11 protein-coding genes are annotated in these 12787 nt (G+C 68.4%); 9 read left to right on the forward strand and 2 right to left on the reverse strand.

Annotated features, from left to right (window positions below):
* Positions 1 to 777 precede the first annotated feature (777 nt).
* Positions 778 to 1689 (forward strand): SAM-dependent methyltransferase, encoded by a 912-nt coding sequence (locus ACLJWH_RS40030; RefSeq protein WP_367428450.1) that lies wholly within the window; start codon positions 778 to 780, stop codon positions 1687 to 1689.
* 190 nt (positions 1690 to 1879) lie between these two features.
* Entirely contained in the window at positions 1880 to 2710 is an 831-nt protein-coding gene (locus ACLJWH_RS40035; RefSeq protein ID WP_411146743.1) for a methyltransferase domain-containing protein, read from the forward strand.
* A gap of 449 nt (positions 2711 to 3159) precedes the next feature.
* Here ACLJWH_RS40035 and ACLJWH_RS40040 read toward each other — a convergent pair whose 3' ends face one another.
* Positions 3160 to 4404, reverse strand: coding sequence for a cytochrome P450 (locus ACLJWH_RS40040; RefSeq protein ID WP_411146744.1), 1245 nt, complete (start codon positions 4402 to 4404; stop codon positions 3160 to 3162).
* 516 nt (positions 4405 to 4920) lie between these two features.
* Between ACLJWH_RS40040 and ACLJWH_RS40045 the strand changes: the two genes are divergently transcribed.
* From ACLJWH_RS40045 to pabB, 7 genes are read left to right on the forward strand one after another with little or no spacing between them, the layout of a single operon-like run.
* Positions 4921 to 5157 (forward strand): hypothetical protein, encoded by a 237-nt coding sequence (locus ACLJWH_RS40045; protein ID WP_411146745.1) that lies wholly within the window; start codon positions 4921 to 4923, stop codon positions 5155 to 5157.
* Entirely contained in the window at positions 5154 to 6326 is a 1173-nt protein-coding gene (locus ACLJWH_RS40050; protein WP_411146746.1) for a cytochrome P450, read from the forward strand. Before ACLJWH_RS40045 ends, ACLJWH_RS40050 begins: the two co-directional genes overlap by 4 nt.
* A 10-nt stretch (positions 6327 to 6336) precedes the next feature.
* Positions 6337 to 7233: a 4-hydroxybenzoate octaprenyltransferase gene (locus ACLJWH_RS40055; protein ID WP_411146747.1), complete on the forward strand. Its 897-nt coding sequence runs from the start codon at positions 6337 to 6339 to the stop codon at positions 7231 to 7233.
* Positions 7234 to 7247: 14 nt separating this feature from the next.
* On the forward strand, positions 7248 to 8078 hold the full coding sequence (locus ACLJWH_RS40060) for an arylamine N-acetyltransferase family protein (RefSeq protein ID WP_411146748.1): 831 nt from the start codon (positions 7248 to 7250) through the stop codon (positions 8076 to 8078).
* Positions 8078 to 8332, forward strand: a complete 255-nt coding sequence (locus ACLJWH_RS40065; RefSeq protein WP_411146749.1) for a hypothetical protein — start codon at positions 8078 to 8080, stop codon at positions 8330 to 8332. The genes ACLJWH_RS40060 and ACLJWH_RS40065 overlap by 1 nt, the downstream gene beginning before the upstream one ends.
* A gap of 17 nt (positions 8333 to 8349) precedes the next feature.
* Entirely contained in the window at positions 8350 to 9372 is a 1023-nt protein-coding gene (locus tag ACLJWH_RS40070) for an AurF N-oxygenase family protein (RefSeq protein ID WP_411146750.1), read from the forward strand.
* 27 nt (positions 9373 to 9399) lie between these two features.
* Positions 9400 to 11478 (forward strand): aminodeoxychorismate synthase component I, encoded by a 2079-nt coding sequence (gene pabB / locus ACLJWH_RS40075; RefSeq protein WP_411146751.1) that lies wholly within the window; start codon positions 9400 to 9402, stop codon positions 11476 to 11478.
* Positions 11479 to 11666: 188 nt separating this feature from the next.
* On the opposite strand, the gene ACLJWH_RS40080 is transcribed toward pabB, so the two are convergent.
* Positions 11667 to 12787 (reverse strand): AMP-binding protein (locus ACLJWH_RS40080; RefSeq protein WP_411146752.1); only part of this gene is annotated, 1121 nt, incomplete at its 5' end.

Raw genomic sequence — 12787 nt, forward strand, 5'->3', positions numbered from 1 at the left:
AGCCGGCCTTCCGGGCGGGTTCGGACCGGCTGCCCGGCGTGACGCCGGTCCGGCCGCCGGTCTCGTGTGCCGGCGACGCCGGGAAGTCCCGCGTGGTGGCCGCAGCCGGTCGGGCAGGCCTGGACGACGGCCGACGTGGCTCGGTGCCGCGCGCTCTCCCCGACCGCATCCTTGCCGATGCCGTCGGCGACGGGAATCGCCCGGTCCCGATCGGTTACGGCCCGTCCGCCGCTCCGTTCCGCGCCACGGCGTCCGCGCCGGAACGTCTGGCTCGCGTCGCCGAACAGAGCGTCCATGCCGGTCGGTGGAAACCGCGTCCTTCTCGGGGAGTCTTATCCGCCGTTGGATGCCGGCTTAACAGCCGGACTTGAAGCACGACCTTGGGTGCCGTCCAGCGGCTACCAATCCAGAGGGTAGTCCAAATCCGCTCCTGCACCGCCCTCTTTGGGGTTTTCCCTAAACCGGAGAAGGCGCATGCCGCATCGTTGACACGCCCAGAGCAGCCCTTCAGGATGGTGTCCAATAGTCGCCACTCGATTTCGGTACCGCTCAGGGATTCCGGGTCATTAGTGCGGCTTCACGGATCGGCTGATTGTCCTCGGTGCCGGGTGACTCTCGTATGTGCGAAAGGTGCCGGCACAGTTGATGAGCATGGAATCCGTCCGGTGATCCTTGCTGAACCAGGAATCCTCGCCGAAATGGTGGCGAGCGCAGCCTGACGTTCGAAGCAGGCCATTCGCCAACGTTGTCAGCATCCGAGCTCTGGAGGAGTGACCCGTGTCGAATCTGGATGAGCTTTCAAGTTCACCTCAAGCAGCGCTGGACCCTCAGGATGAGGTGAAAATAGTCGGTCAGTACTACGACGACAAAACAGCCAAACTTGTCCGCAAGTACGGGCCTGGTCCCAGGATTCACTATCACGTAGGTTATTACCCTTCCTTCGAAGCGCCGCCGCGTGCTGACGATGTGACACCGGATGATATTCGCGGCAGCATACGGCGTCATCAAGAGGATCTGCTGCGGTATGCGGCCAAGATCTGGGACGCCGAGCAGCGGCTGTCGGGCAGGGTCCTGGATGTCGGCTGCGGTCTCGGCGGGGGCTCGCTCTTCTGGGCGGAGGAGTACGGCGCCGACGTCACGGCGGTCACCAACGCGCCGGAGCACGCGCCGGTGGTCGAGGGGTTCGCGCGGGAATGCGGCGTGGGCGGGAGGGTCCGCGCACTGGTCAGCGACGCGAAGCAGCTGCCCCTGGACAGCGGCCCCTACGACGCGGCGGTAGCGATCGAGAGCAGCGGATATTTCGACCGTCCGCTGTGGTTCGAGCGGCTGGCACGCGTGCTTCGTCCGGGCGCGAGTGTGTGCATCGAAGAACTATTCATCACGCGCCCGCACGGGGCCGATGTGTGGGCCGAGTACTTTTACACGAAACCTGCCACGGTGCTCGACTATGTGAAGGCCGCAGAGGCCGCGGGTTTCGAATTGGTCGATGACGTCGACGCCACGGCGGCAACCGCGCCGTTCTGGGAGGAGAGTGTCGCCTGGACGGAGGCGGTACTGGACAGCGACAGCGGTCTCTCGCCGGTTGATCGCAGGCAGCTGAGGATATCTCTGCTGGCGAACCGGGCACTTGGCGCCGAGTGGCAGGCCGGGGGCGCGCGGCTGGGTTTCTTGCGCTTCGAGCTGAAGTAAGCAAGGGGCGGGCAGAGACGCGGAAAATCAGGCAGGCGCTGGGCTGGGGTTGCCCAGCCCGGCGCGGCGGGTTTCCGCCCGCCTTTCGAGGTAACCGCCGAGTTCCATCGCGGTCGACCAGGGTTTTCGCCGGCCGGTAGGGCTGCGAGTCGCGGCTTTCCGCCGCCTTCACAACGATACGGAGTTTTTCATGACGCTCGATCAGTCTCCCGCTCACAGCGATGTCCTCAACGTGTATGACGGGTTCGGCCGGATCTACGGTTCCGCGTGGGGCCCCAACATCCACTACGGCTACTGGGAGAACGACGCCGACGACAGCTCCGTCGAAGAGGCCACGGACCGCCTGACCGACCTGATGATCTCGGGTCTCGCCGCGCAGCCCGGCCAGCGGGTCCTGGACATCGGCTGCGGCATCGGCTACCCCGCACAGCGGCTCGTCCGCACTTCCGACGTGGACGTGGTGGGCATCACCGTCAGCCGGATCCAGGTGGCGGATGCCACCAAGCTCGCGGCCGAGGCCGGGCTCGCCGACCGGGCCACGTTCCAGTTCGGGGACGCGATGGACATGCCCTTCCCCGACGGTTCGTTCGACGCGGCCTGGGCGTTCGAGTCGATGTGGCACATGCCCGACCGGGGCCAGGTGATCTCCGAGGCCGCCCGCGTCCTGCGTCCCGGGGGCCGCCTCGCCATCGCCGACGTCATCCAGCGTGACCCGATCACTCCTGAGGGACGCGTGGTCCTGGACCATGTCGTCGAGCACTACGGGGTGCGCTCCTTGGGCACTGTGGACGAGTACCGCAAGGCGCTGGCCGACAACGGTTTCGTCGACGTGGAGATCACCGACATCACCGACAACGTCATCCGCACTCTTGGGCTGATGGCCGACGCCGTGGAGACCGTCCGCGACAAGCTGGCCGAACTGGTCGGCGAGGAACAGGCCGCCTCACTCCTCCACTTCATGCGCAAGTTCGGGTCCGTCCCGGAGAGCGGCTATCTCTTCCTGACCGCGGTCCGCGCCTGACCGCGAGCGCCGTCCCCGGGCATCTTCAGCCGGCCGCCGCTCGGCCGGCTCGGAGAAGCCCACCTGTGCAGGAAGCGAAGCGCGACGAGCGAGGCTCCCGGTTCTGCCGCACCCGGCCTGCCCCGTGCGCGCGGGAGAGCGGCCGGCGCCGCGAGCTTCGCCCGTCTCCAGCACGTTGGGGTGGTGTACCCGCGCGGGTACACCACCCCAACGTGCTGGAGACGGAACGCTGTTCCGGGCCCCCTGCCGGTGCCGGCAGGCCCGCACGTTCGACGGCGGGGTCCGGGCCGGCCGTGCCGCCTGCACGGCGGCACGGCTCGCTCGGCCGCGACAACCGTGCCCGCCTGCGGCGCCGCGGCAGCAAGGCGACCATCGCCGAGCGGAACGAGCAGCGGTACAAGCGCGGACGGCACCGTACAAGGGCCGTCAGAAACGACCTGGTCTCCGTGTCACCGCTGCCGCACCCGCAACTCGGTCAATGCCCGGAGCGGGAACACCGGCCGGTGATGCGGCAGCGGCCCCGGTGCCAGCGTCAGACCCGGCATCCGGGTGGCGAGGGCCTGTATCGCGATCTCCAGTTCCGAGCGGGCGAATCCGGCTCCGAGGCAGAAGTGGATGCCGTGCCCGAACGCGAGATGCGAGGCGGACCCGCTGCCCGGCCTGAACGCGGCCGGACACGCGGAGGAGTTGCTGTCCCGGCCGGCCGCTCCGTACAGCAGAAGCAGCCGGCTCCCCGCGGCCAGGGGGACGTCGCCGACCACTACGTCACTGACCGCGGTCCGGTACATGCCCGCCAGCGGGCTGTCGAACCGCAGCCCCTCCTCGACGAGGTCCCGTGTGGCGATCGTCCCGTCGGCCACCGCGGCCCAGCCTCCGGGGGCCTGGAACTGCTGGAAGAGGATGGTGCCGAGCGCCTCGGCGCAGGTCATGTGTCCCGCGAAGATCAGTGTGGGGATCATGACGGAAGCCTCGTCGGCGGTGAGCGTGCGGCCGGCCTTGCCCTCGTGGAGCAGTTCGCTGATCAGGTCGTCCTGCGGTGAGGCCAGCCGTTCCTGCACGAGTGACCGGGCGAATGCTCCGAACTCCATCAGGCCGCGGGCGTATTCACGCAGCTGGTCGAAATCGGTGTGGCCTCGCACCATCATGAGTTCGATGCGTTGCTCGGACCATGTGCGGCAGCGGTCGAGGTACTCGTCCGGAATTCCGAGGCGTCGGCCGATCACTTCGAGGGAGTACGGGACCGCGAACTCCTTGATGAAGTCGAACTCCTCCGCGGTTGCCACCCGCTCGACGAGGTCGGTGGCGATCGTGCGGATCGTGGGTTCGAATGCTCTGACCCTGGCCGGTGTGAACCCGACGTTGAGCACTTCCTTGATCCTGGTGTGCTCGGGCGGGTCGAGCGAGCCGACGGCCAGCGCGTCGGCACCGCGCCAGGTGCGCAGCATGCGCGTCACGTCCTCGGGCAGCGCGACCGAGGGGCGGGGATTGTGGTCGCGCGCCGAGAAGCTCTGGTCGTCGCGCAGTACGGCAACGATGTCCTCGCGGCGGGTGACGCACCAGGCGTCGAGCAAAGGGGCGTAGAAAACGGGTTCTTTCTCTCCGATGCCGGTCAGAAATGAATACGGGTCGTCGCGATGCGCGCCGTATGGATCGAACGACCTGTCCTCCTGCAATTGCCCAGAATCAACAGACATGGCCATTCCACCTCTCAAGCTATCCGTGAGCCGTTCTCGGCAATAATCAGTGACGTTGTGTGATATTGCTCGGCCGGCAGAACCGCTCACCGCTACTCGTCTCGCTCCGTTCCGCGCCACGGCGTCCGCGCCGGAACGTCTGGCGCGCGTCGCCGAACAGAGCGTCCACGCCAGTCGGTGGAAACCGCGTCCTTCTCGGAAAGCCTTATCCGCCGTTGGACGCCGGCTCGACAGCCGGACTCGAAGCACGACCTTGGGTGCCGCCCAGCGGCCACCAATCCGCAGCGTAGCCCAAATCCGGCCCGGTGCCGTCCTCTTTGGGGTTTTCCCTAAACCGGAAGATGCGCACGCCGCATCGTTGACACGTCCAGGGCTGCCCACCAGGATGGCAGCCAGAATGATCGCAAAAATTCCGGTAATGCCACACAGTGATTTCCTGTGGTGCAATTCGCGAACCCCATGCGCGTAGCTTCTGACCGGTAAAAGGGAAGGCGTCGTGACCGGAGGAGAAGCCCTATGAGCGCACTCGGCACCTCGTCGACCAGGCCCCGCGCCTTCATGTCGCCGAAGACGGCGCGATCCACGGAATTGCCCGTCATTCGCGGCGAGTTCGAGCGCTGGGAGCGGGCCCGCTGCGTGCCCCTGACCCGGAACCCGGTCAACCTGCCGCTGGGCGGCTTTCCGTCCCCAGTACGTCGCGACCGTCTTCGACACGGTGGTCCGAACCTCGATTCCGGCGGAGGCCGTCAGTGAGTACCCCGACTCAACTGCCTTTCGAGCAGACGAATGTGCTGCACCTCGCGCCGGCACTGCGCACGCTCCAGGCCCAGGGCGCGGTCCATCGGGTCCGTACCGCCGAGGGCGACGAGGCGTGGCTTGTCACCGGTCATGCCTGGGTGCGGCAGTTGCTCGACGACGACCGGCTCAGCCGCTCGAATCCTGATCCGCAGGCCGCGGCGAAGGACAGCGGTTCCGCGATTCTCGCCGGCCTGCTGGGCGACTTCGCCACCGACCACGCCCGGTTGCGGGCGCTGCTGGAGCCGCACTTCTCCCCCGAGCGGATGCTGGCGCTGCGGCCCTACGTGGAAGAGGTGTCCCGGCAACTCCTGGACACGGTGGCCGGCCGGACGCCTCCGGTGGATCTGCGCGAGGCGCTGGCGCTGTCGTTGCCGATCCAGGTGATGTGCGAGTGGCTGGGCGTGCCGCAGGAGGACAAGGACCGGTTCGGCGGCTGGACCCAGGACGCCGCCGGCGTCGGAGACCCGGTCAGGTCCAAGCGGGGGCTGGCCGAGTTGTTCGCCTATTGCGGGCAGCTTGTCGCTGACAAGCGGCGGAACCCGGGCGATGACGCGATCTCCAGGATCTGCGCGACCGAGGGGATCAAGGACAACGAGGTCATCGGGCTGACGGCGCTGTTGCTGTTCGGTGGTTATGAGACCACGGTGGCCCGGATCGGCACCTGTGTGTCGCTGTTGCTGGCCAATCCCGAGCAGTGGCAGGCGTTGCTGCGCGACCCGGGTCTCATCCCCGGTGCGGTCGAGGAGACCCTGCGGATGTCGATGCCGAATCCGCACAACGGCGGCATGCCCCGTTACGCGCTGACGGACTTCGAGATCGACGGGGTCACCATCCGGACCGGCGACTTCGTGTTGCTGAACATCATCGCGGCCAACCACGACGAGGCGGTCTTCGCCGACCCCGACCGCATCGATGTCACTCGCGATGCGACGGGCAGTCTCGCGTTCGGGCACGGTGCGTACCACTGCGTCGGCGCGACGCTGGCCCGGATGCAACTGCAGGTGGTGCTCACCCAGCTCGTCGCGCGATTCCCGACCCTGCGTCTGGCTGTCGGTGTGGACGAGCTGAGGCTGCGCCTCACCACGCTGATCGGCGGGTTGGTCCAGCTTCCGGTGACATGGTGATGGGGTCCTGATGCTGCACGAAATATCTGCCGGCGTGGTCACGAAGAGCCCCGCTTCGGTCCGCGCGTATCTGTTGTTGATGCGCCTGGACAGGCCCACGGGGTACGTGCTCTACCTGCTTCCGGGGCTGTGGGCCGTCGCCCTGTCCTCCGGACGGCGGCCGGACCCGCTGGTGGTGGTGCTCCTCGCCATCGCTGCGGTGCTGGTGCGCGGCGCTGCCTGCGCGGTCAACGACGTGATCGACAGGGACGTCGACGCCCGGGTGGCCCGCACCGTGTCGCGTCCTGTCGCCTCGGGGACGGTCAGCGTCAAGAACGCGCTGCTGTTCGCCGCCGCACAGGCCGTGGTCGCGCTGCTGGTCCTGGCGGTGGTGAACGTGGAGACGGCCCTGGTCGCCGCGGCCTCGTACCCGCTGATCGTCGCGTACCCCTATATGAAGCGCATTTTCTTCTGGCCCTCGGCGTTCCTGGCGCTGGTGATGAGCGTCTACGCGCTGATCGGCTGGACAGCGGCGACCGGGAGCGCCGGCTATCCGCTCGCGGTGTGCGGCCTGTATGCCGGTGGGGCCTTCTGGACCGTGATTCACGACACGATCTACTCCCATCAGGACAAGGAGTACGACCGTCAGATCGGGGTCAAGTCTTCTGCTCTGCTGTTCGGCAAGGCCACCAAGGCGTGGCTGGCGCTCTTCGCCGCGATCAGTGTCGGGGGCGTGCTGTGGGCCGGTGCGCTGGTGTCGATGGGGTGGGCGTTCTACCTGGTCGTCGGGCTCGCGGGAATTTATCTGTCCTCTCTGCTGGTACGTGTGGACCTGGACGACCCGAAATCGTGCTGGGACGCCTTCGTCTCCAACACCTATTTCGGCTGGCTCGTTCTCGCGGGCATGGTCGCCGGGCAGTTCACATGAAGGGTGGGCAACGTATGGCGGATTCGGTGTGGCAGGGCGGCGGCGTCGATCTGGACGCCTATCTGGCCCGGGTGGGTTACCGGGGTGATGTGGCCGCGGATCTCTCCACGCTGCGCGGTCTGCACGCCGCCCATGTCGACGCGATCGCCTTCGACAACCTGGACGCGCTGTTCGGCCGCACGGTGGTACCGCTCGACCTGGACAGCGTTCAGGACAAGATCGTGCGGCAGGGCCGCGGCGGCTGGTGTCTGGAGCAGGTCGTGCTGGCGGCGGCCGTACTCGACCGCATCGGGTTCACGTTCACGGCGTTCGCCGGCCGGACGCGGATCCGGACCGGGAACAAGTTGGGGCCGGCGCTGCACGTGGCTCTGTGTGTGGAGCTCGACGGTGAACGCTGGCTTTACGACGTGAGTTTCGGTGCCCACGGGCTGCACGAGCCGATCCGGCTGGCGGAGAGCGCGCGGCTGGACGGCGACTGGTCGTTCGATCTCGTACGGGAGCCGTCCGGTGAACATGTCCTGCGGTTCCTGGGGCCGGAGGGTCCGGCCGAGCTCTACGGCTTCACCTTGGACGTGCGCCATCCCTCGGATTTCGAGATCCTCAACCACTTCTGCCTCACGCATCCGCGCTCACCGTTCAACCACCGGATGGTCCTGCAGCGCACCCGGCCCGAAGTGAGGCATCTCCTCGCCGGCAGCACTCTGGCGGAGCTGCGTCCCGGGAGGGCGGCGACCTTCCGGGAACTCGACAAGGACGAACTGCTTTCCGCTCCCGAGGAGATCTTCGGGATCACCTTGGAACCGGGCGATGTCCAGGCGCTCCGGAAATTCCTGGACAGTCCGTGATGCGCACTTCGCTGCCGGACGTCCGCTGTTCCGCGGACTTCGCGCTCTTCGGCCGCTTCCGTCCGTGCCGCTCCGACTTGTCCTTCGGCCACCGGCTGAGTCTTCAGCGCGCGCGGCCGGCGGTGCGGCACATGTCCATCGAGAACGCCCTCGCCGAGACCCGGGCCGGTGTGGTGCCGCCGCACCGCGGGCTCGGCGTGGAAATCGAATTCCGCAGGCCCAAGGCCGGCGCCAGGCGCGCCGGGCGGCTCTGACCTGGACCGAGGTCGCCATGAATGACATACCCAACGAAGCTGATCCCGGTGCGTTCACCGTGGCGCGGCGGCTGCGGTCGTCTCCGGAGCACGATCCGCACGATGCGGTGGAGAACGCCGTCCTGAGCAGGCTCGCCGGCAACTGGCACCGGCGTGCCACGGTCAAGCAGGAGGAGCCGAATCTGGACGACCTCTTCGAGCTGGACCGGCCGGACTTCCCGGAGACTCTGCTGCCGTTCCGCGAGCACCCCACCTATCTCGCGCTCGACGACGCGATGAAGGCGCGCGTTCTCGCCTGGGGCTGGATCTCGTTCAACAAGAACATCATGGACATCGAGCAGTATGTGGTGAACCCGGGCTTCGCCCTGGTCACGCAGGACGTCTTCGACACGGGCATCGACAGCGAGGCCATGACGATCGCGGTCACCCAGGCCATGGTCGACGAGCAGTACCACACGCTGATGCACCTCAACGCCAGTGCCGTGACGCGCCGCAAGCGCGGCTGGCGGATGCCGGAGTCGGCGCTGCCCTTGGCGTACAAGGCGCGCAGGCAGGCGCACCGGCTCGCCACGGCCGGGACGGACGAGGAGCGGGCTCTGGTCTCGCTCGCTTTCACCACGGTCGCGGAGATCTCGGTCAACGCCCACCTGGACCTCGTCGCCGAGAACCACGGGATTCAGCCGGTGAACCGTATGACGGCGGTCCTGCACCAGCGTGACGAGTACTGCCACGCCTCGATCGCGGACACCCTCGCCCAGGAGGCGTGGGGGCACTTCTCCGCCGGGCAGCGCGACTACTTCCTCGCTGCGCTGGCCGACGGGATGGAAGCCTTCGCCACTCACGACTTCACGACCTGGGCGAGGATTCTGGACCTGCTCGGCGTGGAGGGGGGCGAGGAGATGCTGCGGGAGATCGGCGGCGCCTCCGGCGGTAAGCGGCTCCTCCAGGACTTCAGCGGGTTGCGGCAGCTCTGCCAGGAGCTGGACGTCCTGGACACCCTCCCCTTCGACTGGTCAACGGTGTCGTCCCGAACCTCCTGACCACTACCCCACCCAAGGTGCTGACCCATGCGCGTCCTGCTCGTCGACAACTACGACTCCTACACCTACAACCTGCACCAGTTGCTGGCGAAGGTGCTCGGCGTCGCTCCCGTCGTCGTACGCAACGACGTCGAGGACTGGGACCGGTTCGATCCGCACGGCTTCGACGCCGCGGTCATCTCCCCGGGCCCCGGCCATCCGGCGCTCCCCCGCGACTTCGGCCGCTCCCGCGACGTTCTGGAGAACTCCGGGCTGCCGGTCCTGGGTGTGTGTCTGGGGCACCAGGGCGTGGGTCTGCTGGCGGGCGCGCAGGTCGTGCCCGCGCCGGAGCCCCGGCACGGCTACCTGTCCACGATCCGGCACAGCGGTACGGGTCTCTTCGCCGGTATCCCGCAGGATTTCACCGCCGTGCGCTACCACTCCCTGAGCGTCGCCGAACCCGTGCCCGCGCACCTGGAGGTCACCGCGCGCGCCGAGGACGGCGTGATCATGGGCCTGGCCCATCGCGAACGGCCCTGGTGGGGCGTGCAGTTCCACCCGGAGTCGATATGCACGGAGCACGGCGCCCGTCTCGTGGCCAACTTCCGGGACCTGGCGCCGGCGGGCCGCGGCAGTGGCACGGGTCCGTACGCGGGCCGGGCGGGCGCCGTGCCCGTACCGGTCGCGGCGCCGGAGGCGTCAGGGCCGCGGCTGCGCGCGGAGTACGACGTCCTGGACCGGGCCGTGGACGCGGAGGCCGCGTACCTGGCGCTGTACGGAACGAGCACCCGGGCCTTCTGGCTCGACAGTTCGCATGTGGAACCCGGTCTGGCCCGCTTCTCGTTCTTCGGAGCCGCCGATGAGCCGGGCGCGGAGATGCTGGCCTACCGCGTCGAGGACGGGCACACCGTCGTGGACCACCCCGACGGCACCTCGCGCCGGGAGGACGGCAGCGTCTTCGACGCGCTCGACCGCCGTACCGGCCGCGTGGTCGAGGGCGCCGGGGAGCTGCCCTTCGACTTCACCGGCGGTTACGTCGGCTACTTCGGCTACGAGCTGAAGGCCGACCTCGGCGCCCGGCGCGCCCACCCGTCGAAGGCGCCGGACGCCGTGTGGCTGCAGGCCGACCGCTTCATCGCCGTGGACCATGCCGAGGACCGTACGTATGTCGTCGCCGTCTGCGAGCAGCGGGACGCCGACGCCGCGCAGAAGTGGATCAGGACGGTCGTCCCCGTCCTGGCCGAACTCCCCGCCGCGCACGCGGATGCCACCGCCCCGCCGCTCCCCGAGCAGCACGACGCCGCGGCGTGGCTGGCCCGCCCGCGCGCGCAGTACCTGGCGGACATCCGGGAGTGCGACCGCAGGCTGCGCGAGGGCGTGAGCTACGAGATCTGCCTCACCACCAATCTGCATCTGCCCGCGCCGGCTGACGACCTCGCCTACTACCGGCGCCTGCGGCGGCTCAACCCCGCGCCCTACGCGGCGCTGCTGCGGCTGGGCGATCTCGCGGTGTTCAGCTCGTCGCCCGAGCGGTTCCTCAAGGTGGACGCCACCCGCACGGTGGAGGCGAAGCCGATCAAGGGCACGGCGCCCCGGCACCCGGACCCGGACACCGACGAGGCCACGCGCCACGCCCTGCGGACGGACCCCAAGTCGCGCGCCGAGAACCTGATGATCGTGGACCTGCTCCGCAACGACCTCGGGCAGATATGCGAGATCGGCACCGTCACCGTCCCCTCGCTCATGGCGGTGGAGTCCTACGCCACCGTGCACCAGCTCGTCTCCACCGTCACCGGCACTTTGCGCGACGGCAGTTCCGCCGTGGACGCGGTCCGGGCCTGTTTCCCCGGCGGGTCCATGACGGGGGCGCCGAAGCTGCGCACCATGGAGATCATCGACGAGTTGGAGGGTGAGGCCCGTGGCGTCTACTCCGGTGCCATCGGATTCGTCGGCTATACGGGCACGGCGGATCTGAGCATCACCATCCGCACCGCTGTCCGTCACGGCGGTGAACTGACCATCGGCGCGGGGGGTGCCATCGTTCTCGGTTCCGATCCGGAGGCCGAGTACGAGGAGATGCTCCTCAAGGCCCAGACGACCCTGCGCGCGCTGCCGAAGGAGGCGTGACGGTTTCGCAGGTGTCGGTGTTGCTCCGTGCGTTCCCGAAGCCGTGGCCGTCGTGCTTCTTGGCACTTCTTGGCCGGGTGGGTGGTGTCGCCGTCGCGGGCGCGCAGTGCTTCGGCGGAGCGGTCGGACCTGCTTCCTGATCCGGGCCGGGAAGGGCGCCCGTGCCGGTCGCAGGGACGTGCGCCGGGTCAGCGGCGGGCGGTGAGGCGGGCGGTGAGTTCCCGCTTCAGTATCTTGCCGCTCGGTCCGAGGGGGAAGTCGTCGACGAATTCCACCAGGCGCGGGTACTTGTGGGCGGCGAGCCGCTGTCTGCTCCAGGCCACGATGTCCGGGGCCAGGGCGTCCAGGTCCGTGCCCGGCCGTGTCCGCACCACGGCGCACACCTCTTCGCCGTACTTGTCGTCGGGGACGCCGATGACGGCCACCTGGGCGATGGCCGGGTGGTGCATCAGTACGTCCTCGACTTCGCGCGGATAGACGTTGTAGCCGCCGCGCAGCACCATGTCCTTCTTGCGGTCGACGATGGTCAGGCAGCCGTCGGCGTCCTTCGTCCCCAGATCGCCCGAGCGGAACCAGCCGTCGACCAGTACGGCCGCGGTGGCTTCCGGCTGGTTGAGGTAGCCGGCCATGACGTTGTGGCCGCGTATGACGATCTCCCCGGTCTCCCCGGCCGGCAGCAGCTCGATGCGGTCCTCGATGTCGGCGGCGGCGATCTCCGCCTCCACGCCCCAGATGGTGTGCCCGACGGTGCCGGGTTTGCGTGGCCACGCCTTCTGGTTGTACGCCACCACCGGTGAGGTCTCGGTGAGGCCGTATCCCTCGTAGATCGGGCAGCCGTAGACCTCCTGGAAGTCGTTCAGCACCTTGACCGGCAGCGCCGAACCGCCGGAGAAGGCGCGGTCGAGGGCGGGGCGGCGGGCGTCGTGGGCGGCGGCGTCGAGGAGGGCCAGGTACATGGTCGGGACGCCCATGAACACCGTGCAGCCCTCGGTGACCATGAGGTCGAGCGCGCCGGGGCCGTCGAAGCGGCTCATGAGCACCAGGGTGCCGCCGGCCAGGAAACAGGCGCTCATACCGCAGGTCTGGCCGAAGGTGTGGAACAGCGGCAGACAGCCGAGCAGCACGTCGTCGGGGCCGAGGTCGAACGGCGAGCGCATCGTGGTGCTGACGTTCATCACCAGGTTGAGCTGGGTGATCATCGCGCCCTTGGGCCGGCCGGTGGTGCCCGAGGTGTACAGCACCAGGGCCAGATCGTCGGGCGCGCGCGGCACCAGGCGGTCCAGGGGCGCCGCCCGTTCGGCGAGGACGT

Origin of the sequence: Streptomyces sp. x-80 (assembly GCF_046549095.1) — a bacterium.
In the GTDB taxonomy this organism is placed as follows: domain Bacteria; phylum Actinomycetota; class Actinomycetes; order Streptomycetales; family Streptomycetaceae; genus Streptomyces; species Streptomyces celluloflavus.

Excerpts from the sequence above, each read along its gene's own strand:
- ACLJWH_RS40035 (WP_411146743.1), top strand. The coding sequence starts at position 1,880 with ATGACGCTCGATCAGTCTCCCGCTCACAGCGATGTCCTCAACGTGTAT.
- ACLJWH_RS40040 (WP_411146744.1), bottom strand. The coding sequence starts at position 4,404 with ATGTCTGTTGATTCTGGGCAATTGCAGGAGGACAGGTCGTTCGATCCA.
- ACLJWH_RS40045 (WP_411146745.1), top strand. The coding sequence starts at position 4,921 with ATGAGCGCACTCGGCACCTCGTCGACCAGGCCCCGCGCCTTCATGTCG.
- ACLJWH_RS40055 (WP_411146747.1), top strand. The coding sequence starts at position 6,337 with ATGCTGCACGAAATATCTGCCGGCGTGGTCACGAAGAGCCCCGCTTCG.
- ACLJWH_RS40060 (WP_411146748.1), top strand. The coding sequence starts at position 7,248 with ATGGCGGATTCGGTGTGGCAGGGCGGCGGCGTCGATCTGGACGCCTAT.
- ACLJWH_RS40065 (WP_411146749.1), top strand. The coding sequence starts at position 8,078 with ATGCGCACTTCGCTGCCGGACGTCCGCTGTTCCGCGGACTTCGCGCTC.
- ACLJWH_RS40070 (WP_411146750.1), top strand. The coding sequence starts at position 8,350 with ATGAATGACATACCCAACGAAGCTGATCCCGGTGCGTTCACCGTGGCG.
- pabB (WP_411146751.1), top strand. The coding sequence starts at position 9,400 with ATGCGCGTCCTGCTCGTCGACAACTACGACTCCTACACCTACAACCTG.